Raw genomic sequence first — 23150 nt, 5'->3', positions numbered from 1 at the left:
TGTCGGGAAGCATGGACAGACTATACGTTGAGTGGTCGTTCCCCACTCAGCGCGAAAATGAGCTTCTCACCAATCTTCGAGGGTAGCGCTGCTACCCTTTTTTTTCTGGAGTTTATTATGTCAATTGACTGGAACTGGGGCATCTTTCTGCAACAAGCCCCGTTCGGCAACACCACCTATCTTGGCTGGCTGTGGAGCGGCTTTCAGGTCACCGTTGCGCTATCGATAACGGCGTGGATTATCGCGTTTCTTGTCGGTTCGCTGTTCGGTATTCTGCGCACCGTTCCCAATCGCTTTCTTTCAACACTCGGCACCCTGTACGTGGAACTGTTCCGTAACGTTCCGCTGATCGTGCAGTTCTTTACCTGGTATCTGGTCATTCCGGAACTGCTGCCGGAAAATATCGGTATGTGGTTCAAGGCGGAACTGGATCCTAACGTTCAATTCTTTGTCTCTTCCATGCTGTGCCTGGGGCTGTTCACCGCCGCGCGCGTTTGCGAACAGGTGCGTGCCGCCATTCAGTCACTGCCGCGCGGGCAAAAGAACGCGGCTCTGGCGATGGGCCTGACGCTGCCGCAAGCTTACCGTTACGTTCTGCTGCCTAACGCCTACCGCGTCATCGTCCCACCGATGACCTCAGAGATGATGAACCTGGTGAAAAACTCGGCCATCGCCTCGACTATCGGTCTGGTGGATATGGCGGCGCAGGCGGGCAAACTGCTGGATTATTCCGCCCACGCGTGGGAATCCTTCACGGCAATTACGCTCGCTTACGTTCTGATTAACGCTTTCATCATGCTGGTGATGAACCTGGTTGAACGCAAAGTACGCCTGCCGGGCAATCTGGGGGGCAAATAATGTACGAATTTGACTGGAGTTCTATCGTTCCATCCATGCCTTACCTGCTGGATGGCCTGGTGATCACCTTAAAGATCACCGTGATTGCCATCATCATCGGTATCGTCTGGGGCACCCTGCTGGCGGTGATGCGCCTGTCGAGCTTTAAACCGCTCGCCTGGTTCGCGACTGCCTACGTTAACGTCTTCCGCTCCATCCCGCTGGTTATGGTGCTGCTGTGGTTTTACCTGATTGTTCCAGGATTCTTACAGAACGTACTGGGACTGTCGCCGAAAACCGATATCCGCCTGATCTCCGCCATGGTGGCGTTCTCGATGTTTGAGGCTGCTTACTACTCGGAGATTATCCGCGCGGGCATTCAGAGTATCTCCCGCGGGCAGTCCAGCGCCGCGCTGGCGCTGGGAATGACGCACTGGCAGTCCATGCAGCTCATTATTCTGCCACAGGCGTTTCGCGCCATGGTTCCACTCCTGCTGACCCAGGGTATCGTGCTGTTCCAGGATACCTCACTGGTCTATGTACTGAGTCTGGCAGACTTCTTCCGTACCGCGTCCACCATCGGCGAGCGTGATGGTACGCAGGTTGAGATGGTCCTCTTCGCGGGTGGGGTCTATTTTGTGATTAGTTTAAGCGCGTCGCTGTTGGTCAGTTGGCTGAAGAAAAGGACGGTATAATGATTTCCCTGAAAAATGTTTCAAAATGGTATGGGCACTTTCAGGTGCTGACCGACTGCTCCACCGAAGTGAAAAAAGGCGACGTGGTGGTGGTGTGTGGACCGTCCGGCTCCGGTAAGTCGACGCTGATCAAAACCGTTAACGGCCTGGAACCTGTGCAGCAGGGTGAGATTGTCGTCAACGGTACCAAAGTGAACGACAAGAAAACCAATCTTGCCCAGCTTCGCTCTCACGTTGGCATGGTGTTCCAGCATTTTGAGCTGTTCCCTCACCTCTCCATTATTGAGAACCTGACGCTGGCGCAGGTAAAAGTGCTTAAGCGTGATAAAAAAGCGTCGCGCGAGAAAGGTCTAAAACTCCTGGAACGCGTAGGGCTTTCGGCGCATGCCGATAAGTTCCCGGCACAGCTTTCTGGCGGCCAACAACAGCGTGTGGCGATCGCCCGCGCGCTGTGTATGGATCCGGTGGCAATGCTGTTTGATGAGCCAACGTCGGCCCTCGATCCTGAGATGATCAACGAAGTGCTGGACGTGATGGTTGAACTGGCGCACGAAGGGATGACCATGATGGTGGTGACGCACGAAATGGGCTTCGCACGTAAAGTGGCTAACCGCGTGATCTTCATGGACGAAGGGAAAATTGTCGAAGATTCACCGAAAGAGGAGTTTTTCGCCAACCCGAAATCCGAACGCGCTAAAGATTTCCTCGCCAAAATCCTGCATTAATCTCCCCGGTGCGCAATCTGCGGATTGCGCACTGCTTCACGCTTTAGCTCTCTTCTTCTCGTCGGCGTCACATTGCAGCGTTAACCTTGTCACAAAATAACGCTACGTATGGAGAACGCTATGGCACAGCCTATTATTCTCGATTGCGATCCGGGTCATGATGACGCGATCGCCCTCGTCCTTGCACTTGCCTCCCCCGAACTTGACGTAAAAGCCGTCACCTCGTCCGCCGGAAACCAGACGCCTGAAAAAACCCTGCGCAACGTGCTGCGCATGCTGACGCTGCTCAAACGCACCGATATTCCTGTCGCTGGCGGGGCCGTGAAGCCGCTGATGCGCGAGCTGATTATTGCCGACAACGTTCATGGTGAAAGCGGGCTGGACGGTCCTACCCTACCGGAGCCGGGGTTTGGACCGCAAAACTGTACCGCCGTCGAACTGATGGCGAAGGTGCTGCGCGAAAGCGAGGAGCCCGTCACGCTGGTGGCAACCGGGCCACAAACCAACGTTGCGCTGCTGCTGAACAGCCATCCGGAACTGCACGGTAAAATCGCCCGGATCGTGCTGATGGGTGGCGCAATGGGGTTGGGAAACTGGACGCCTGCGGCGGAGTTCAACATCTTTGTCGACCCGGAAGCGGCGGAGATTGTCTTCCAGTCGGGATTACCGATTGTGATGGCGGGGCTGGACGTTACCCACCGCGCGCAGATTATGGCGGGCGATATTGAGCGTTTCCGCTCGGTGGGTAACCCGGTTGCGACAACCGTGGCCGAACTGCTCGATTTCTTTATGGAGTATCACAAAGCCGAGAAATGGGGATTCCACGGCGCGCCGCTGCACGATCCGTGCACCATTGCCTGGCTGTTAAAACCAGAGATGTTTACCACGGTGGAACGTTGGGTCGGTGTGGAGACACAGGGCAAATATACCCAGGGGATGACGGTGGTGGACTATTACTCCCTGACGGGAAATAAACCGAATACCACGGTGATGGTGGATATCGACCGGGAAGCATTTGTGGATTTGCTGGCGGAGCGGCTGGCTTACTATTGTGCGGCCTGATGCCCTCACCCCGGCCCTCTCCCACAGGGCTGAGGGTTCCCCACAAAATAATACCAGCACGGACGACCCCCTCTCCCTTGAGGGAGAGGGCTGGGGTGAGGGGGAACATACGGCTGAAGCGGTCATTCCGTTCACTTTATGTTGCTTGCTACTCTGTAAGGACATGACCTGTGAACGTGCCAGGGCGGCTCAATCGCCGCCGCCCTGGCGACCCGGGCTCCCGGCGGTAAATCGCCGCTTCGCGGTGCCTTCGGCTTATTCCTTCCGGCTTGTCGGGGACGGGCGGAGGTAACGTATATGGACGCTCCCGGAATGCAATGTTTTCTTCAGTTCGGTAATAAAACGGGTAGGTGCAGCCATATATCCGGTTTCTGATGGGATTTTTTATCCCGAACCATGATGAAATCCGCCAGGCAGGTACCAATCATCCTCTACGGGCTAACTTGCCCTTGTTACCTCTCGGTGTATCCTGCCTGCGGTCTTACCTGTTTTGCCATCTTCTGAAGTCACCTGCACATACCAGGACGTTAACTCATTTTTCAGCACCTCGTCAGATTGACTGACCTTGTGTCAGGCGGGCTGGCGAGGTTGATATTCAGTATTGTGTGCCAACATTGACCACATGATCCTCGCTGTTTTTGCCGCCATCGCGACAACTGCAACATTGTAGTGCTTCCGCTCAAGCAATCCCTGAAGCCAGGCATTCTCCTCAACTGAGCCTTTCCGGTTGACCCAGGCAGTAAGTGCCCGTGCGCCGTGAACCAGAAGGTATCGGAAATATCCATCTCCACGTTTGCTTATCCCGCCCAGTTGCTGTTTACCGCCACTGGAATGTTCTTTTGGTGTCAGCCCCAGCCATGAGGCGAACTGTTTTGCAGTACTGAACTGTCGGGCATTACCCACTGCTGCTACCACATACGTGGCCGTTAGCATGCCCACCCCAGGGATTTTTGCCAGTCTCTGGCAGGCCGCCTGTGTTTTATACCAGGAGGCCAGGGCCTCTTCTACCTCTTTTATCTGCTCCTCAAGTGCCCTGATATGTTTAGCCTGCCTGAGGATACTGGCTCTGACAAAGGGAGATAACCCATTGTCGGCGTCCTCCAGAATGGCCGGCAGCTCACAGATCAGATGACTTTGCCCGGTCGCCATCGTAATACCAAACTCAGCAAGTGTAGCTCTTAAGCTGTTAGAGCAGGCGATGCGCTCACGGATAAGTATTCCCCGTTCAGTGTGTAACGCTAAAACGGCCTGCTGCTCTTCGGTTTTTATCTGCACAAAACGCATATTCGGGCGGGTTACCGCTTCGCAGATAGCTTCAGCATCTGCTGCATCCGTCTTATTCGTTTTCACATAAGGCTTCACATATTGCGGAGGGATGAGTTTTACCTCATGGCCGTGACGACTGAATAATCGTGCAAAATGATGGCTGGACGAGCAGGCCTCCATGCCAATCAGGCAAGGTTCCAGTTGAATGACAAACTGAACGAATTTAGCCCGGGTCAGCTTCTTACGTAAAACCGTATGGCCTTCGTGATCGACACCATGAAGCTGAAAAACGTTCTTTGCCAGGTCGATACCAAGAGTTGATACTTTCATGTGGACGCTCCTCATTTTTCAGGACGTATTGCAACGATCCAGTCTGGTACTTTGATACCGCAAAATCTGGAGCGTCCATCTCATTATCCCTGTAAAGCCCGCCCTCTCGGCGCATCCATGCGCCTCGCCCCGGCCTACAGGAAACGCCTCAGCGATTTACAGCCGGACCAGGACATCGCTGTAAGTTATTCATTTCTCTGAAGCAATCTTCATCGCTTCAGGAAAAAAATTACTGGGGATCCCTCAGCCCACAGGGAGAGGGAGCAGACACTAAAAACGGCAACATGGTTGCCGTTTTGCTTTTACCTTCTGCGGAGGGAATAAACCTGCGCTTTTACCTAGGGCTCAAATGGCCGACGCTGGAACTGATCGTGCCCGCATTTCGGGCACAGCGGCAGCACGTCGGGGGTATAGACCGCAATGTGATGATGGCACTTCTCGCAGACCAGATTGCCCAACCCCACCACTTCACCGCTGTGGTACACGCCGTGGTGGTTGAGATCCTGAAATACCTCGCGCCACTCCAGCTGGGTTTTATCGGTGATGTCCGCCAGTTCCTGCCACAGGCTCTCTTTGATCACCCGCATAAAGACGCTGTCGACCACCTCGTCCTGGCTCTCTTCGTAGCTGCGCGCAAACTCTTCCAGGTCGCGGCGCACTGCGCGAGTCACCTCTTCAACTTCGGTTCGCGTTAGCTCACCCGTTTGCGTCACCTTTGCGCGCGCCTGTTCGACCAGCGCGTCGATATCGCGCTCGCCGTTACGCAGCCGTTCCGTCAGTGTCGCCACCAGTTCGCGGTAAAATTGAGCAACCTTGTTCATCATTTTGCCTCCCGGGTAAGTAACTATTTCTAATAATAGACCTTATTTCAGCGCCGCTTTGTCAGGTGAAGCACAGACCCGGTAAATTCCTGCAACGCGCATTTGTGCGAAAGGCTGTTTTGACGCGGGCGTTTGGGCTATGCTATGCGGATCTGAATTACCACATCCATTGGCTACATTTTTGTAGCTGTATTGAACACAGGACCACTGGCTGCCATGCAAGAGCAATACCGCCCGGAAGAGATAGAATCAAAAGTCCAGCAACACTGGGACGAGAAGCGCACCTTTGAAGTAACCGAAGACGAGAGCAAAGAGAAGTATTACTGCCTGTCGATGCTTCCCTATCCTTCTGGTCGACTACACATGGGCCATGTGCGTAACTACACCATCGGCGATGTGATTGCACGCTACCAGCGTATGCTGGGCAAAAACGTTCTGCAGCCTATTGGCTGGGATGCGTTCGGTCTGCCTGCGGAAGGCGCGGCGGTCAAAAACAACACTGCACCGGCACCGTGGACGTACGACAACATCGCGTACATGAAAAACCAGCTCAAAATGCTGGGCTTTGGCTATGACTGGAGCCGCGAGCTGGCGACCTGCACCCCGGAATATTACCGCTGGGAGCAGAAGTTCTTCACCGAGCTGTACAAAAAAGGCCTGGTGTATAAGAAGACCTCTGCCGTTAACTGGTGTCCGAATGACCAGACCGTTCTGGCGAACGAACAGGTTATCGACGGCTGCTGCTGGCGCTGTGACACCAAAGTTGAGCGTAAAGAGATCCCACAGTGGTTTATCAAAATCACCGCTTACGCCGACGAACTGCTGAACGATCTGGATAACCTGGACCACTGGCCAGATACCGTTAAAACCATGCAGCGCAACTGGATCGGCCGTTCTGAAGGCGTAGAGATTACCTTCAACGTTGAGAACTACGACCAGACTCTGACCGTCTACACCACCCGTCCGGATACCTTCATGGGCGCGACCTACCTGGCCGTGGCCGCAGGTCACCCGCTGGCACAGAAAGCGGCAGAGAACAATCCGGAACTGGCTAGCTTCATCGACGAGTGCCGCAACACCAAAGTGGCCGAAGCCGACATGGCGACGATGGAGAAAAAAGGCGTTGCAACGGGCTTCTATGCCAAACATCCACTGACTGGCGAAGCCATTCCAGTGTGGGCCGCCAACTTCGTTCTGATGGAATACGGCACTGGCGCGGTAATGGCCGTACCGGGCCACGATCAGCGCGACTACGAGTTTGCCACCAAATACAGCCTGCCGATTAAAGCCGTTATTCTGGCCGCTGATGGTTCTGAACCCGACCTGTCCGAGCAAGCGCTGACCGAAAAAGGCACGCTGTTCAACTCCGGCGAATTCAGCGGTCTGAGCTTTGAAGATGGCTTCAACGCCATTGCCGACAAGCTGGCTTCGCTGGGCGTGGGCGAGCGTAAAGTGAACTACCGTCTGCGCGACTGGGGCGTTTCCCGTCAGCGTTACTGGGGTGCGCCAATTCCAATGGTGACTCTGGAAGACGGCACCGTAATGCCAACGCCTGAAGATCAGCTGCCGGTGATCCTGCCGGAAGACGTGGTCATGGACGGCATCACCAGCCCGATCAAAGCCGATCCTGAGTGGGCAAAAACCACCGTCAACGGTCAGCCTGCGCTGCGTGAAACCGACACCTTCGATACCTTTATGGAATCCTCCTGGTACTACGCGCGCTACACCTGCCCGCAGTATCAGGACGGTATGCTGGATTCCGATGCGGCAAACTACTGGCTGCCGGTAGACATCTACATCGGTGGTATCGAACACGCCATCATGCACCTGCTCTACTTCCGCTTCTTCCATAAGCTGATGCGCGATGCGGGCATGGTGAACTCTGACGAGCCGGCGAAACAGCTGCTGTGTCAGGGCATGGTACTGGCAGATGCGTTCTATTACGTGGGCGCGAACGGCGAACGTAACTGGGTTTCTCCGGTTGATGCGATCGTTGAGCGCGACGAAAAAGGCCGTATCGTGAAGGCGAAAGACGCTGAAGGTCATGAACTGGTTTATACCGGCATGAGCAAGATGTCCAAGTCCAAAAACAACGGTATCGACCCGCAGGTCATGGTTGAGCGTTACGGCGCTGATACCGTGCGTCTGTTCATGATGTTTGCCTCTCCGGCCGACATGACCCTCGAATGGCAGGAATCCGGCGTTGAAGGCGCTAACCGCTTCCTGAAACGCGTCTGGAAACTGGTTTACGAGCACACCTCACAAGGTGATGCGCCAGCACTGAACGCTGCGGCACTGACTGAAGATCAGCAGGCGCTGCGTCGCGATGTTCATAAAACAATTGCGAAAGTAACCGATGATATTGGTCGTCGTCAGACCTTCAATACCGCAATTGCGGCTATTATGGAACTGATGAACAAGCTGGCGAAAGCCCCGCAGGATGGCGAGCAGGATCGTGCCATCATGCGTGAAGCGCTGCTGGCCGTTGTACGCATGTTGAACCCGTTCACACCGCACGCCAGCTTCACCCTGTGGCAGGAGCTGAAAGGCCAAGGCGATATCGACAATGCGCCGTGGCCAGTGGCAGACGAATCCGCGATGGTGGAAAACACGACTCTGGTTGTGGTGCAGGTCAACGGCAAAGTGCGTGGTAAAATCACCGTGGCTGTTGATGCAACCGAAGAGCAGGTTCGCGAACGCGCAGGCCAGGAACCGCTGGTTGCGAAATATCTTGAGGGCGTTACCGTACGTAAAGTGATCTACGTACCAGGTAAACTGCTTAATCTGGTCGTTGGCTAAGCGCGGGAGGAAACGTGCGACAACTGGCAACAATACTCTTATCCCTGGCGGTGCTTGTCACCGCAGGTTGCGGGTGGCATCTGCGCAATACCACGGCAGTGCCACCTCAGATGAAAACGTTGATCTTCGACTCATCGGATCCGAATGGCCCACTCAGCCGGGCTGTTCGTAACCAGCTCCGTTTAAACGATGTTGAGTTGATCGAGAAAGGCACTTTGCGCCAGGATGTTCCATCCTTCCGCATCCTGACCTCGACGTTGTCTAAAGATACCGCGTCCATCTTCCAGGATGGCCGTACTGCGGAATATCAGATGGTGCTTAACGTGAAAGCGGCCGTATTGATCCCGGGTAAAGATATTTATCCAATCAGTACCAAAGTCTACCGTTCGTTCTTCGATAACCCGCAAACGGCGCTGGCAAAAGATGCCGAGCAGCAGATTATCATCAACGAAATGTATGATAAGGCAGCGGAACAGTTGATCCGTAAACTGCCAAGCATTGCTGCGTCGACGAAACAAGGCTCTGACATTATCGACACGCCGGACGCTAACGCGCCGACCATGTCAACGTCGATGGGTAACTGATGATCAGGTTGTATCCTGAACAACTCCGCGCGCAGCTCAATGAAGGGCTGCGCGCGGCGTATCTGCTGCTCGGAAACGATCCCCTATTACTTCAGGAAAGTCTGGATGCCGTTCGTCACGCGGCGGTTACTCAAGGCTTTGATGAACACCACACCGTTCAGTTGGACAACAGCACCGACTGGAACGCCGTCTTTTCACTTTGCCAGGCAATGAGCCTGTTTGCATCGCGCCAGACAATCCAGATCCTGCTGCCGGAAAATGGCCCTAATGCGGCCATAAATGAGCAACTCGCCACCCTGGTCAGCCTGTTACACAGCGATCTGCTGCTGATTGTGCGCGGCAACAAGCTCACCAAGGCGCAGGAAAACGCAGCGTGGTTTACTCAACTCGCGACCAACGCTGTGCAGGTCACCTGCCAGACACCTGAACAGGCACATCTGCCTAAATGGGTAGCCGCGCGAGCAAAACAGCACAATCTTCAGTTGGATGAGGCGGCGAACCAGCTGCTTTGCTACTGCTATGAAGGCAACCTGCTGGCGCTGGCGCAGGCACTGGACAGGCTTTCTCTGCTTTGGCCTGATGGCAAACTGACGTTACCGCGTGTCGAGCAGGCGGTAAATGATGCTGCCCACTTTACGCCGTTTCACTGGGTTGACGCGCTGCTTTCAGCAAAGAGCAAACGCGCGTTGCACATATTGCAGCAGCTGCGCCTTGAAGGCAGTGAACCTGTCATTTTGCTGCGCACGCTCCAGCGAGAGCTGTTGTTACTGAATACGCTCAAGCGTCAGTCTGCCCATACGCCATTGCGTTCACTGTTTGATAAACACCGTGTATGGCAAAACCGCAGGGCGATGACCACCGAGGCCATCAACCGCCTGAGTCATGAACAACTGCGCCAGGCTGTACAGTTGCTCATGCGCGCCGAGCTCACGTTGAAACAAGATTACGGTCAGTCGGTCTGGTCGGAGCTGGAAAGCCTTTCTCTGCTGCTCTGCCACAAGGCGCTGGCAGACGTATTTATTGATGGATAGCATGCATTCTCTACAAGCGCTGTACGGCGGAACCTTCGACCCGGTGCATTACGGGCATCTTAAGCCGGTTGAAATTCTGGCGAATCTGATCGGCCTGCAGCGCGTTATCATTATGCCCAATAACGTTCCGCCGCACCGTCCTCAGCCAGAGGCAACCAGCGAGCAGCGAAAAGAGATGCTCGCACTGGCGATTGCGGATAAACCCCTTTTCCGTCTTGACGAACGGGAGTTGCGTCGAAACACTCCGTCCTGGACGTCCCAGACGCTGCAGGAGTGGCGAGCTGAACAAGGGCCGGATAAACCGCTGGCCTTTATTATCGGTCAGGATTCCCTGCTCAACTTCCCCACCTGGCATCAGTATGAAACCATACTGGAGAACAGCCACCTTCTCGTTTGTCGTCGCCCCGGATATCCCCTGACCATGCGCGAACAACAGTACCAGCAATGGCTTGAAGCTCATCTCACCGACAACGTGGAAGATCTGCATAATCAGCCTGCCGGGAAGATTTATCTGGCAGAGACGCCGTGGTTTGATATTTCTGCGACGCTCATTCGCGAGCGCCTGCAGCAGGGTTTAGCCTGTGACGATATGCTGCCCTCGTCAGTTCTGGCGTATATCAATCAGCACGGGTTGTATCAGAAAAGCGCAGACGCATAGTCTGGGGCAAGAAAAAGCGGCTGATTGATTATCCTGCCTTGACAGGGTAAGCCATACTGTTATCCTCCGCTGCCAGACTTTCCCGCCGATCATTGCTTTACAGAAATTGTTTTACAAAAATGGCGATGCAATCTCCGGCGGAGGGTGGGATGATACCCGCCTTCAAAAGCCCGGCCGGTGACATTTGTCCCGACACTGGCGTCAGTTCAGGTATACTGTCTGGCCACGAATTTATAGTTACACAATCTCATTCACCCAGGGGGAAAACTTGCAGGGTAAAGCACTCCAGGATTTTGTTATCGACAAAATTGATGACCTGAAAGGTCAGGACATCATCGCTATCGACGTTAAAGGTAAATCCAGCATCACCGACTGCATGATTATCTGCACCGGTACCTCTACTCGCCATGTGGTTTCGATTGCCGATCACGTCGTTCAGGAATCACGTGCAGCAGGGCTGTTACCGCTTGGCGTTGAAGGTGAAGCAACCGCTGACTGGGTGGTTGTTGACCTCGGCGATGTGATTGTCCATGTCATGCAGGAAGAGAGCCGTCGCCTGTATGAGCTGGAAAAACTCTGGGGTTAATGCGTGAAGTTGCAGCTGGTCGCTGTCGGCACCAAAATGCCGGACTGGGTACAAACCGGTTTTACTGAGTATCTGCGTCGTTTTCCAAAGGATATGCCGTTCGAACTGGTGGAAATTCCTGCCGGTAAGCGCGGCAAGAACGCGGATATCAAACGTATTCTCGATAAAGAGGGCGAGCTGATGCTGGCTGCCGCAGGCAAAAACCGCATCGTTACCCTCGATATTCCAGGTAAACCCTGGGATACGCCGCAACTGGCGCACGAGCTTGAGCGCTGGAAGCAGGATGGTCGTGATGTCAGTCTGTTGATTGGCGGACCTGAAGGGTTATCCCCCGCCTGCAAAGCGGCAGCAGAACAAAGTTGGTCTCTCTCCGCGCTGACGCTCCCCCACCCGCTTGTTAGGGTGCTGGTGGCAGAAAGCCTGTACCGCGCGTGGAGCATTACTACCAACCACCCCTACCACCGCGAGTAATGACTGACCAGGGTAGATTAAGCAGCGGATGAAACTACAGAATTCTTTTCGCGACTATACGGCTGAGTCCGCGCTGTTTGTGCGCCGGGCGCTGGTCGCCTTTACGGGGATTTTGCTGCTGACCGGCGTGCTGATCGCCAACCTCTATAATCTGCAAATTGTCCGCTTTACCGACTACCAGACGCGTTCAAACGAGAACCGCATCAAGCTGGTGCCGATCGCGCCAAGCCGCGGCATTATCTACGACCGTAACGGCACGCCGCTGGCCTTAAACCGCACCATCTATCAAATCGAGATGATGCCGGAAAAGGTCGACAACGTGCAGGATACGCTGAACGCGCTGAGAAGCGTTGTCGATCTCAACGATGACGATATCGCCGCCTTTAAAAAAGAGCGCTCCCGCTCTCACCGCTTCACGTCTATTCCGGTCAAAACCAACCTGACAGAAGTGCAGGTGGCCCGTTTTGCCGTGAACCAGTATCGATTCCCCGGCGTGGAAGTAAAAGGCTATAAGCGCCGCTTCTATCCTTACGGCTCTGCGCTGACGCACGTAATTGGCTACGTTTCCAAGATTAACGATAAAGACGTTGACCGCCTTGATAAAGACGGCAAGCTGGCCAACTACGCCGCAACGCATGATATCGGTAAGCTGGGGATTGAGCGTTATTATGAAGATGTGCTGCACGGCGAAACCGGTTATGAAGAGGTTGAAGTTAACAACCGTGGCCGCGTAATCCGCCAGCTGAAAGAGGTGCCGCCACAGGCGGGTCATGATGTGTATCTGACACTCGACCTTAAGCTGCAGCAGTATATCGAAACCCTGCTGGCAGGCAGCCGTGCCGCCGTTATCGTCACCGACCCGCGCACCGGTGGAATTCTGGCCATGGTCTCTATGCCGAGCTACGACCCTAACCTCTTCGTGGACGGTATCTCCAGCAAAGACTATTCCGGTCTGCTTAACGATCCGAACACCCCGCTGGTGAACCGTGCGACACAGGGTGTTTACCCGCCTGCGTCAACGGTAAAACCTTACGTTGCGGTTTCTGCACTGAGTGCGGGCGTGATCAATCGCAATACCAGCCTGTTTGACCCCGGCTGGTGGCAACTGCCAGGCTCTGAAAAACGTTACCGCGACTGGAAGAAATGGGGTCACGGTCATCTGAACGTCACCAAATCACTGGAAGAGTCTGCGGATACCTTCTTCTATCAGGTCGCCTATGACATGGGTATTGATCGTCTGTCGACGTGGATGAGTAAATTCGGCTACGGACACTACACTGGCATCGATCTTGCGGAAGAACGTTCAGGCAATATGCCAACCCGCGAATGGAAGCTGAAGCGCTTTAAGAAGCCGTGGTACCAGGGTGATACCATTCCGGTTGGGATCGGCCAGGGTTACTGGACAGCTACCCCGCTACAGATGAACAAAGCGATGATGATCCTCATCAACGACGGCGTGGTAAAGGTTCCGCATCTGCTGCAAAGTACGGTTGAAGACGGTAAAAAAGTGCCGTGGGTGCAGCCGCATGAAGCACCGGTGGGCGACATCCATTCCGGTTTCTGGGAAATTGCCAAAGACGGTATGTACGGCGTGGCAAACCGTCCGAACGGTACTGCGCACAAATATTTTGCGGGTGCGCCTTATAAAGTAGCGGCCAAGTCGGGGACTGCTCAGGTCTTCGGCCTGAAGGCAAACGAAACCTATAACGCGCACAAAATTGCTGAACGTCTGCGTGACCACAAGCTCATGACGGCGTTTGCCCCTTATGATAACCCGCAGGTTGCAGTGGCGATGATTCTCGAAAACGGCGGCGCGGGTCCGGCGGTAGGTACCATCATGCGTCAAATCCTCGACCACATAATGCTGGGTGATAACAACACCGAACTGCCGACAGAAAACCCGGCAGCCGCTGCGGCGGAGGACCAATAATCATGACGGATAATCCGAATAAAAAATCGCTGTGGGACAAAATCCACATTGACCCTGCCATGCTATTGATTCTGCTGGCTTTGCTGGTATACAGCGCCCTGGTTATCTGGAGCGCCAGCGGTCAGGACATCGGCATGATGGAGCGCAAAATCGGCCAAATCGCGATGGGCCTGGTCATCATGGTGGTGATGGCGCAGATCCCACCCCGCGTGTATGAAGGCTGGGCGCCCTACCTCTATATTTTCTGTATCATCCTGCTTGTTGCGGTGGATGCCTTTGGTGCGATATCCAAGGGCGCACAGCGCTGGCTGGATCTGGGGATAGTCCGCTTCCAGCCGTCGGAAATCGCTAAAATTGCCGTACCGCTGATGGTCGCGCGCTTTATTAACCGCGACGTCTGCCCGCCTTCGCTAAAAAATACCGCGATCGCGCTGGTGCTGATTTTCCTGCCAACCTTGCTGGTTGCAGCACAGCCTGACCTCGGCACCTCGATTCTTATCGCGTTGTCCGGCCTGTTTGTCCTGTTCCTGTCAGGCCTGAGCTGGCGTCTGATCGGTATCGCGGTGGTGCTGGTTGCCGCCTTTATCCCCATCCTCTGGTTCTTCCTGATGCATGATTACCAGCGCCAGCGCGTGATGATGCTCCTCGATCCAGAAACCGATCCACTGGGTGCGGGCTATCATATTATTCAGTCGAAGATTGCGATTGGCTCCGGTGGCCTGCGCGGGAAAGGCTGGCTGCACGGTACGCAGTCGCAGCTGGAGTTCTTGCCCGAACGCCACACCGACTTTATCTTTGCCGTGCTGGCAGAAGAGTTAGGGCTGGTGGGCATCTTAATTCTGCTGGCGCTCTACGTGCTGCTGATTATGCGGGGGCTGTGGATTGCCGCACGAGCGCAAACCACCTTTGGTCGCGTGATGGCAGGCGGATTGATGCTGATTTTATTCGTTTATGTCTTCGTAAATATTGGTATGGTGAGTGGTATTCTGCCGGTTGTAGGCGTACCGCTGCCGCTGGTGAGTTACGGGGGCTCGGCACTGATCGTGTTGATGGCCGGGTTTGGTATCGTCATGTCGATCCATACCCACAGAAAAATGTTGTCCAAAAGCGTATAAAAATAAGGGGAGCGCAATGCGTAAGCAGTGGCTGGGGATCTGCATCGCAGCAAGTTTACTTGCAGCCTGCACAAGTGATGATGGTCAGCAACAGGCAACCGTCGCGCCGCCGCAGCCTGCGGTCTGTAACGGCCCGATTGTTGAAATTAGCGGTGCCGATCCGATCTATGAACCTCTGAACGCAACGGCGAATCAGGATTATCAGCGCGACGGCAAAAGCTTCAAAATTGTTCAGGATCCTTCCCGTTTCAGCCAGGCTGGCTTTGCCGCCATTTATGATGCCGAGCCGGGTAGTAACCTGACCGCATCAGGCGAAACCTTCGATCCGATGCAAATCACGGCGGCACATCCGACGTTGCCGATCCCAAGCTATGCTCGCGTCACCAACCTGGCTAACGGTCGTATGATCGTCGTGCGTATCAACGATCGTGGCCCATACGGGAATGACCGCGTTATCTCGCTGTCCCGGGCAGCGGCTGACCGTCTGAATACTTCGAACAACACCAAAGTGCGTATCGATCCGATCATCGTCGCGCAGGATGGCACCCTTTCAGGTCCAGGCACCGCCTGTACGACTGTCGCGAAACAAACCTATGCCCTGCCGGCTCGTCCTGACCTAAGTGGTGGAATGGGAGGTGCGTCTACCCCTGCAGAGCCTGCTCAACCACAAGGCGAAGTCCGCGCCATCAGTAACGATACGTTACACAGCGATGACAGTACCGGCGCCCCGGTGAAAAGCAGCGGTTTTCTTGGAGCTCCGACAACCTTATCCTCTGGCGTTCTTGAAGGCAGTGAACCCACGCCAGCCCCGGTTGTTGCAGCCCCAGTCACGCAACCTGCCCCCGTGACCGCACCAGCGACCACGCAAAGTGCTCCCGCCCCTGCGGCCGCAAGCGGCAGCTACGTGGTTCAGGTCGGCGCCGTCAGCGATCAGGCACGTGCACAACAGTATCAGCAACGCTTAAGCCAGCAGTTCAGTGTACCGGGCCGGGTTGAGCAAAACGGTGCAGTCTGGCGTATTCAGATGGGGCCGTTTGCCAGCAAATCACAGGCAGCTTCCCTGCAACAGCGTTTGCAAAGCGAAGCGCAGCTCCAGTCGTTTATCACTGTTGCGAAGTAATGAATCGGCGGTATCCGAAATGTCAATTTGTGTAAAACACATTCACAATCTCATGATGAAAGTCGGATGCCTGCCTGTATAGCATTTGCTATAGTAAGGCACTTTTTTTAATTCCATCACGGATGTCGTAGTTCTGACCATGAAGACCACTTTTTCTGCTCGTTTTGTGCAGCGCATGGCGCTGACCGCGGCCCTTTGCGCAGCTGCTCTCTCTGCAGCTCACGCGGATGACCTGAACATCAAGACCATGATCCCTGGCGTTCCGCAAATCGACGCGGAATCCTACATCCTGATCGATTACAACTCTGGCAAAGTTCTGGCAGAACAGAATGCCGATGCCCGTCGCGATCCGGCCAGCCTGACAAAAATGATGACAAGCTACGTTATCGGTCAGGCCATGAAGGCAGGTAAATTCAAAGAAACCGATCTGGTCACCATCGGTAACGATGCCTGGGCGACCGGTAACCCGGTGTTCAAAGGATCATCGTTGATGTTCCTGAAACCTGGCATGCAGGTTCCCGTCTCTCAGCTGATCCGCGGTATCAACCTGCAGTCCGGTAACGACGCCTGCGTCGCCATGGCCGATTTCGCAGCAGGCAGCCAGGACGCGTTTGTTGGCCTGATGAACAGCTATGTTTCCGCACTGGGTCTGAAAAACAGTCACTTCCAGACCGTACATGGTCTTGATGCTGACGGTCAGTACAGCTCCGCACGTGACATGGCCCTGATTGGCCAGGCACTGATCCGTGATGTCCCGAACGAATACACCATCTATAAAGAAAAAGAGTTCACCTTCAACGGTATCCGTCAGACCAACCGTAACGGCCTGCTGTGGGATAACAGCCTGAACGTTGACGGCATCAAGACTGGCCATACCGATAAAGCGGGTTACAACCTGGTGGCCTCTGCGACTGAAGGCCAGATGCGCCTGATTTCCGCCGTGATGGGCGGTCGCACCTTCAAAGGCCGTGAAACCGAAAGCAAAAAACTGCTGACCTGGGGCTTCCGTTTCTTTGAAACCGTCAATCCGCTGAAAGCGGGTAAAGAGTTCGCCTCAGAGCCAGTCTGGTTCGGTGATAATGACCGTGCTTCCCTGGGTGTGGATAAAGATCTGTATCTGACCATTCCTCGTGGCCGCATGAAAGATCTGAAAGCGAGCTACGTGCTCAACACCACCGAACTGCACGCCCCGCTGCAGAAGAACCAGGTTGTGGGTACCATCAACTTCCAGCTTGACGGCAAAACCATCGATCAGCGTCCGCTCGTGGTGCTGGATGAAATTCCTGAAGGCAATTTCTTCGGCAAAATCATTGATTACATTAAATTGATGTTCCACCACTGGTTTGGCTAAAAACTGAACACTTGAAAGTGTGATTTTGATCCCCATATACTAAGTATCCTGATAACTCCCACCCGACGTGGGAGTTATTCTTTTTTGACGTTACGCCGGAGCTGACATGAAAACCAAACTTAACGAACTGCTTGAATTCCCTACCTCATTTACTTACAAAGTAATGGGTCTGGCGAAGCCTGAGCTGGTTGATCAGGTGGTTGAAGTGGTACAGCGCCATGCGCCGGGTGACTACTCTCCGTCAGTAAAACCAAGCAGCAAGGGCAACTACCACTCGGTTTCTATTACCATCACTGCGACACACATTGAGCAGGTTGAGACGCTGTACGAAGAACTCGGCAATATCGAAATCGTTCGTATGGTGCTGTAGTCCCTCTGCGGTTACCCGGTTTGCCGGGTAACCCCTCTCCCTGCTGTGATATACTTTCCGCACCCTTTTCTCCCCGTCTTCGGAGACGTCGTTTTGTACCAGGATAACATTCTTGTCCGCCATCTCGGGCTTCAACCTTACGAGCCTGTCTCTCAGGCTATGCATGACTTCACCGATTCACGCGATGAAACCACACCCGATGAAATCTGGCTGGTTGAACACCTTCCTGTGTTTACCCAGGGGCAGGCAGGAAAAGCCGAACATTTGTTGATGACAGGCGATATCCCGGTGATCCAGAGCGATCGTGGTGGGCAGGTAACCTATCATGGTCCGGGTCAGCAGGTGATGTACGTGTTGCTCAACCTGAAGCGCAGAAAGTTGGGTGTCCGTGAACTTGTCACCCTGTTGGAGCAAACCGTCGTAAACACCCTCGCAGAATACGGCATTGATGCCCATCCGCGTGCGGATGCGCCGGGCGTATATGTGGGAGAGATGAAGATCTGTTCATTGGGTCTGCGCATTCGCAAAGGCTGTTCATTCCACGGGCTGGCGCTCAATATCAATATGGATCTCGCCCCTTTCCTGCGCATCAATCCGTGCGGCTATGCGGGTATGGAGATGACGCAAATGTGCCAGTGGGTAGCCACCGCCACCCCGGATATTATTCGCCCTGTACTTTTGAATAACTTTTTAGCACTGCTTAACAATCCTCCTCACGAATATATCACTGCTTAATATATGCTTGCTAGTGGCTCGATTATTTGACGGGCCACGCCTATTTCCCGCATTTACGCTTTACAACAATCAGCAGATTCTATATTTTCGAAGCGCCCGCATATTAGCGATACATATTATTCAGCAATTTGATAGTGCCGCCTGCGGATCTCATATTACTTGCGTGACAATCACCCAACTGTCTGTTTTCGTTAAACAAGTGAAACACTTTACGAATCTCTGCAAGCATAATAAATAAATTCAACTATCATTCATATTGTGAATGGATACGGAGTGAAAGCGTGGAGTCTACTAATTTACCAGCCAAACGCCTGAATGAACCCGGCGGTGAAGATAAGCCACAAATTTTTCGGACTTTACGTAATATTGATCTCAACTTGTTGACTATTTTTGAGGCAGTTTATGTCCACAAGGGTATCGTTAACGCTGCGAAAATTCTTAATCTGACCCCCTCAGCAATTAGCCAGTCAATTCAAAAGCTGCGCGCTATTTTCCCGGATCCGTTATTTATACGTAAGGGCCAGGGCGTAACCCCTACGGCTTATGCCACACATCTGCATGAATACATCAGTCAGGGACTGGAATCGATTCTCGGTGCGCTGGACCTCACGGGCAGCTACGATAAACACAGAACCATCACTATTGGCACCTCCCCATCATTGGGCGTGCTGGTGATGCCTGCTATCTACAAGACAATAAAGCAACATGCGCCGCAGCTGTTGATCCGCAACGTCACCGTGAATGACCCTGAAACCCAGCTGGCGCAGTTCCAGACCGACCTGATCATTGACAGCAATCATTTCAGTGCAAGGGCTTTAGGCCAGCATGTCCTGTACGCCGACAGCCTGATCCTCGTATGCCGCCAGCATCATCCCGCGTTCAATGCGCCTTTGACACTAGAAAACCTGCGTGCCTACGAGCACTCCTCTTTTATGACAGAAGGCCAGGGAGCCAACCCGCTACGGCAGCGTATTGATGAACTCTTCCCGGAGCGCCAGGTGAGCTTCAGCAGTTACAATATGTTTACCGTTGCATCCTTGATTGGCAGTAGCGACATGCTGTGCGTAATGCCTCTGCGCCTCTTTACCCTGCTGCGAAAATGCTGGCCGCTGGAGAGCATTCCGCTCAATCAGTTGAATGACGAAACGCTTGAAATTTCGCTGCATTACAACAAGCTAAGCCTGCGCGATCCGGTACTGGAAAACGTCATCAACGTTATCCGCCAGGCCTTCTGAACCAGCCTGACAGCACAAGCCCCTGCTGCAGGCTGGGCAAAACGCACAAAACAACAACTATTTTACAAATTGGCGACCTGGCAGGCTGCTTTACCGACCGTTTCAATGATATACTGCCTGTCGTTCGTTCAAAAATAGTTGATAAATACAACATTCCCTTGAATTGAAACGCTTTCCTTCGATATTCGCAACTGGAACACGCACGCTATGAGTAAACCCATTGTGATGGAACGCGGTGTTAAATACCGCGATGCCGATAAAATGGCCCTTATCCCGGTTAAAAACGTGGCTACAGAGCGCGAAGCGCTGTTAAGAAAACCGGAGTGGATGAAAATCAAACTGCCGGCGGACTCTTCGCGTATCCAGGGGATCAAAGCGGCGATGCGCAAAAATGGCCTTCACTCCGTGTGTGAAGAAGCCTCCTGCCCTAACCTTGCTGAATGTTTCAATCACGGTACCGCGACATTTATGATTTTGGGTGCTATCTGTACCCGCCGCTGCCCGTTCTGCGACGTTGCTCATGGCCGCCCTGTTGCGCCAGATGTAAACGAGCCGCAGAAACTGGCGCAGACCATCGCCGACATGGCGTTGCGTTATGTCGTTATCACTTCGGTTGACCGTGATGACCTGCGTGATGGGGGTGCTCAGCACTTTGCAGACTGCATTACTGCCATCCGCGAAAAAAGCCCAAGCATCAAAATTGAGACGCTGGTTCCCGATTTCCGTGGACGTATGGACCGCGCGCTGGATATCCTGACCGCCACTCCACCAGACGTATTCAACCACAACCTGGAAAACGTGCCGCGTATTTACCGTCAGGTGCGTCCAGGCGCAGACTACAACTGGTCTCTGAAATTGCTGGAGCGTTTTAAAGAAGCGCATCCGCATATCCCGACCAAATCCGGTCTGATGGTGGGTCTCGGTGAAACCAATGCAGAAATCATCGAAGTGATGCGCGATCTGCGCCGCCACGGTGTCACTATGCTGACGCTGGGGCAGTATCTGCAGCCAAGCCGTCACCATCTGCCGGTACAGCGCTATGTTAGCCCTGATGAGTTCGACGAGATGAAAGCCGAAGCCATGGCGATGGGCTTTACCCATGCCGCGTGTGGCCCGTTTGTTCGCTCTTCCTACCACGCCGATATGCAGGCGAAAGGCGAAGAAGTAAAATAAACCTGTAATATCTTTTTACAGAAACACAAAAAAACCGGCCTCGTGAGCCGGTTTTTTTATGCAAGCCTTGCAGGATTGCCATTACTCTTTGTGCGAAAGCTTCTCTGCTGGAACACTTTCTTCGGCGCTTTTCTTCGCCGCCGCGTCATCGTCATTCATCGCTTTCTTAAAGCCTTTAATGGCAGCACCCAGGTCTCCACCCAACGTGCGTAACTTCTTGGTACCAAACAGCAGGACGACCAGTGCGGCAACCACCAGCAGTTTGGTAATACTAATCTCACCCATAGATACCTTCTTTACATAAAACAGGCTGCATTAAGCGCCAAAAACCCGATCGTATTAACGGACATTTGACGCGCGCACACAATAGCAATCTGTAACAAGGTGAATCAAGCATTGTTGAAAAAAACATCACAATAATTGCGGTGGCGCAAACCGTCGATTGCGAAGAACGGGTAACTGCCGACGTGCAAGCGCAATTCGCTCTGATAGTATCTCCGTCAGCAAAAGCGCTGGCGCTTCGGCTGCCGAGGCGATGGTCACTCCCAACGGATCGATAACCCTGCTCTGTCCAATATTCTTATTCCCACACTCTCCGGAGGCAACCACATAGCAAGTGGTATCAAGCGCCCTTGCGGCCAACAGCGTCGCCCAGTGATGCTCTTTCAAGGGCCCTTTGACCCAGGCCGCTGGCAATACCAGGACGTCGGCGCCCTGTAAAGCCAGATTCAGTGCCATTTCTGGAAAGCGCAGATCATAGCAGGTCATTAATCCCACGTTAAATCCATCGATGTCCAGCAGGGGTGGAACGCTGTCGCCGGGATCGACCAGTCGCGACTCCTGAATGTTGAACGCATCATAGAGATGAAGCTTAGCGTAGCGTGCAATAATCTCGCCGCCACGGATAGCCACAAGCGTGTTCACAGCCCGACCCGGCGCAGAAGGTACATGCACCGTTAAAATGGTCGTCATGCGATTGCCAGCACTCTCTGCCAGCAGCTGCTGTAAAAACGCCCCGTCCAGCGACTGCGCCGACTTAACCGACAGATCGGGATCGTTATCATCCCTTGCCAGCAGCGCTTCAGGAAGCACCAGCAAAGATGCCCCCTTCAGTCGTGCCTGGGCCATCAGGGAGACGCAGATTCCCGCATTCTCATTCCAGTCCGGCGTTACCGCAAACTGCCCTACTGCAACATACATATTTGTCCCCCGGTCAAAAACAGCGTTACACTCGACGTACTTACACATCCAATAGCAGGTATTGACAGTGTTACAACTACTTATAGCCGTTTTTATTGGCGGAGGCACGGGTAGCGTTGCGCGGTGGTTTTTGAGTATGCGGTTTAACCCTCTTCATCAGGCCATTCCCATGGGAACCCTGGCAGCAAACCTGATTGGTGCCTTTATTATCGGTATGGGGCTAGCCTGGTTTAACCGCATGACACATATCGATCCGGTGTGGAAAGTATTGATTACCACCGGCTTCTGTGGCGGTTTAACGACGTTCTCCACCTTCTCTGCTGAAGTGGTGTTCCTGTTTCAGGAAGGACGCATTGGCTGGGCATTAACGAACATCGCCATCAATATGCTCGGTTCATTTGCGATGACCGGGATCGCATTTTGGCTCTTTTCTTCCGCCAGCGCGCATTAATCGCCCGACGTTAATGTTGGCTTAATTTTTCTCTGCCACTCTGGACGTAATACGGAGCGAGGGTGACAGTATGAAAGAACAGTTGATGGGCGCAGGAATGGTTTTGCTGAGCGTGGCAATCGTCGCCAGCTTCCTGAAAATGTATCTGATTGGTTGATTCAGAACGAAAAAAACCCGCTCAAGGAGCGGGTTTTGAAATTCTTGCTGACGCGTCTGAATTACAGAGCGATTACGTTAGCAGCAGAAGGGCCTTTGGCACCGTTAGTGATTTCAAACTCAACACGCTGACCTTCAGCCAGGGTTTTGAAACCATTAGACTGGATTGCAGAGAAGTGTACGAACACATCTTTGCTGCCATCTTCAGGAGTAATGAAACCGAATCCTTTGGACTCATTAAACCACTTAACGTTACCTTTAATCTTAGACATCAAAATTACCTTTACATTAAAAAACGACACAAATGCTGTGTCGGGTATCAGTACATCAATTGTGGAACCTTTTGTCCAGCGGATCTTTGCTAAAAAGTGATAAAAGTCGCGTTAATTTTCGCTGACGTATTTTTATCCTTTATGATTCAACGGGAGTGCACTTTTTCGCCAGTTTGT

Annotated in this window: 24 protein-coding genes; 19 read left to right on the top strand and 5 right to left on the bottom strand. The window is 53.5% G+C overall.

Annotated elements, in window-relative coordinates; genetic code table 11:
• The first annotated feature begins 117 nt into the window (after window positions 1-117).
• The 4 genes from gltJ (at window position 118) to rihA (ending at window position 3319) form a co-directional block, all read left to right on the top strand.
• Window positions 118-858, top strand: a complete 741-nt coding sequence (gene gltJ, locus N2K86_RS05970) for a glutamate/aspartate ABC transporter permease GltJ (RefSeq protein ID WP_260660819.1) — start codon at window positions 118-120, stop codon at window positions 856-858.
• Window positions 858-1532: a glutamate/aspartate ABC transporter permease GltK gene (gene gltK, locus N2K86_RS05965; protein WP_042718003.1), complete on the top strand. Its 675-nt coding sequence runs from the start codon at window positions 858-860 to the stop codon at window positions 1530-1532. Before gltJ ends, gltK begins: the two co-directional genes overlap by 1 nt.
• Window positions 1532-2257 (top strand): amino acid ABC transporter ATP-binding protein, encoded by a 726-nt coding sequence (locus N2K86_RS05960; RefSeq protein WP_014883001.1) that lies wholly within the window; start codon window positions 1532-1534, stop codon window positions 2255-2257. Before gltK ends, N2K86_RS05960 begins: the two co-directional genes overlap by 1 nt.
• Window positions 2258-2377: 120 nt before the next feature.
• Entirely contained in the window at window positions 2378-3319 is a 942-nt protein-coding gene (gene rihA, locus N2K86_RS05955) for a pyrimidine-specific ribonucleoside hydrolase RihA (RefSeq protein ID WP_260660818.1), read from the top strand.
• Window positions 3320-3889: 570 nt separating this feature from the next.
• Here the strand turns inward: rihA and N2K86_RS05950 are convergent.
• A complete protein-coding gene (locus N2K86_RS05950; RefSeq protein WP_260658834.1) occupies window positions 3890-4915 on the bottom strand; it encodes an IS110 family transposase in 1026 nt (341 codons plus the stop codon).
• A 338-nt stretch (window positions 4916-5253) separates the two neighbouring features.
• On the bottom strand, window positions 5254-5736 hold the full coding sequence (locus N2K86_RS05945) for a zinc ribbon-containing protein (protein ID WP_006177147.1): 483 nt from the start codon (window positions 5734-5736) through the stop codon (window positions 5254-5256).
• A 216-nt stretch (window positions 5737-5952) separates the two neighbouring features.
• Here N2K86_RS05945 and leuS point away from each other — a divergent pair, with 216 nt between their 5' ends.
• The 14 genes from leuS to lipA all read left to right on the top strand — a co-directional run bounded on the left by leuS (window position 5953) and on the right by lipA (window position 20894).
• Window positions 5953-8535 (top strand): leucine--tRNA ligase, encoded by a 2583-nt coding sequence (gene leuS, locus N2K86_RS05940; RefSeq protein ID WP_260660817.1) that lies wholly within the window; start codon window positions 5953-5955, stop codon window positions 8533-8535.
• Between the two features lie 14 nt (window positions 8536-8549).
• Entirely contained in the window at window positions 8550-9119 is a 570-nt protein-coding gene (lptE, locus tag N2K86_RS05935) for an LPS assembly lipoprotein LptE (protein ID WP_041951371.1), read from the top strand.
• Window positions 9119-10150, top strand: a complete 1032-nt coding sequence (gene holA, locus N2K86_RS05930; RefSeq protein ID WP_260660816.1) for a DNA polymerase III subunit delta — start codon at window positions 9119-9121, stop codon at window positions 10148-10150. The genes lptE and holA overlap by 1 nt, the downstream gene beginning before the upstream one ends.
• A complete protein-coding gene (gene nadD, locus N2K86_RS05925; protein WP_260660815.1) occupies window positions 10143-10808 on the top strand; it encodes a nicotinate-nucleotide adenylyltransferase in 666 nt (221 codons plus the stop codon). The genes holA and nadD overlap by 8 nt, the downstream gene beginning before the upstream one ends.
• A 268-nt stretch (window positions 10809-11076) precedes the next feature.
• Complete coding sequence (gene rsfS, locus N2K86_RS05920) at window positions 11077-11394, top strand: ribosome silencing factor (RefSeq protein WP_003858696.1); 318 nt, start codon at window positions 11077-11079, stop codon at window positions 11392-11394.
• Window positions 11395-11397: 3 nt separating this feature from the next.
• Window positions 11398-11865 (top strand): 23S rRNA (pseudouridine(1915)-N(3))-methyltransferase RlmH, encoded by a 468-nt coding sequence (gene rlmH / locus N2K86_RS05915; RefSeq protein ID WP_003858701.1) that lies wholly within the window; start codon window positions 11398-11400, stop codon window positions 11863-11865.
• 28 nt (window positions 11866-11893) lie between these two features.
• Entirely contained in the window at window positions 11894-13795 is a 1902-nt protein-coding gene (gene mrdA / locus N2K86_RS05910) for a peptidoglycan DD-transpeptidase MrdA (protein WP_260660814.1), read from the top strand.
• A gap of 2 nt (window positions 13796-13797) precedes the next feature.
• Window positions 13798-14910, top strand: coding sequence for a peptidoglycan glycosyltransferase MrdB (mrdB, locus tag N2K86_RS05905; RefSeq protein ID WP_042715186.1), 1113 nt, complete (start codon window positions 13798-13800; stop codon window positions 14908-14910).
• Between the two features lie 16 nt (window positions 14911-14926).
• On the top strand, window positions 14927-16030 hold the full coding sequence (gene rlpA, locus N2K86_RS05900; protein ID WP_260660813.1) for an endolytic peptidoglycan transglycosylase RlpA: 1104 nt from the start codon (window positions 14927-14929) through the stop codon (window positions 16028-16030).
• A 139-nt stretch (window positions 16031-16169) separates the two neighbouring features.
• On the top strand, window positions 16170-17381 hold the full coding sequence (dacA, locus tag N2K86_RS05895; protein WP_260660812.1) for a D-alanyl-D-alanine carboxypeptidase DacA: 1212 nt from the start codon (window positions 16170-16172) through the stop codon (window positions 17379-17381).
• Window positions 17382-17487: 106 nt separating this feature from the next.
• Window positions 17488-17751, top strand: coding sequence for a DUF493 family protein YbeD (ybeD, locus tag N2K86_RS05890; RefSeq protein WP_006177135.1), 264 nt, complete (start codon window positions 17488-17490; stop codon window positions 17749-17751).
• A gap of 93 nt (window positions 17752-17844) precedes the next feature.
• Entirely contained in the window at window positions 17845-18486 is a 642-nt protein-coding gene (lipB, locus tag N2K86_RS05885; RefSeq protein WP_260660811.1) for a lipoyl(octanoyl) transferase LipB, read from the top strand.
• A 281-nt stretch (window positions 18487-18767) separates the two neighbouring features.
• The gene (locus tag N2K86_RS05880; RefSeq protein ID WP_260660810.1) at window positions 18768-19721 is read left to right on the top strand and encodes a YbeF family transcriptional regulator; all 954 of its coding nucleotides are present in this window, start codon (window positions 18768-18770) and stop codon (window positions 19719-19721) included.
• Window positions 19722-19928: 207 nt separating this feature from the next.
• On the top strand, window positions 19929-20894 hold the full coding sequence (gene lipA, locus N2K86_RS05875) for a lipoyl synthase (protein ID WP_010428570.1): 966 nt from the start codon (window positions 19929-19931) through the stop codon (window positions 20892-20894).
• A gap of 81 nt (window positions 20895-20975) precedes the next feature.
• Here lipA and tatE read toward each other — a convergent pair whose 3' ends face one another.
• Window positions 20976-21179 (bottom strand): twin-arginine translocase subunit TatE, encoded by a 204-nt coding sequence (gene tatE, locus N2K86_RS05870; RefSeq protein ID WP_260660809.1) that lies wholly within the window; start codon window positions 21177-21179, stop codon window positions 20976-20978.
• A 126-nt stretch (window positions 21180-21305) separates the two neighbouring features.
• Entirely contained in the window at window positions 21306-22094 is a 789-nt protein-coding gene (locus N2K86_RS05865) for a deaminated glutathione amidase (protein ID WP_260660808.1), read from the bottom strand.
• Between the two features lie 67 nt (window positions 22095-22161).
• Between N2K86_RS05865 and crcB the strand changes: the two genes are divergently transcribed.
• Complete coding sequence (gene crcB / locus N2K86_RS05860; protein WP_100165302.1) at window positions 22162-22545, top strand: fluoride efflux transporter CrcB; 384 nt, start codon at window positions 22162-22164, stop codon at window positions 22543-22545.
• A 218-nt stretch (window positions 22546-22763) separates the two neighbouring features.
• Here the strand turns inward: crcB and cspE are convergent, their stop codons facing one another.
• Window positions 22764-22973, bottom strand: coding sequence for a transcription antiterminator/RNA stability regulator CspE (cspE, locus tag N2K86_RS05855; protein WP_002439184.1), 210 nt, complete (start codon window positions 22971-22973; stop codon window positions 22764-22766).
• Between the last annotated feature and the right edge of the window lie 177 nt (window positions 22974-23150).

This window comes from Enterobacter mori, assembly GCF_025244905.1.
In the GTDB taxonomy this organism is placed as follows: domain Bacteria; phylum Pseudomonadota; class Gammaproteobacteria; order Enterobacterales; family Enterobacteriaceae; genus Enterobacter; species Enterobacter mori_A.
This window is presented reverse-complemented; position numbering and strand designations above follow the sequence as displayed.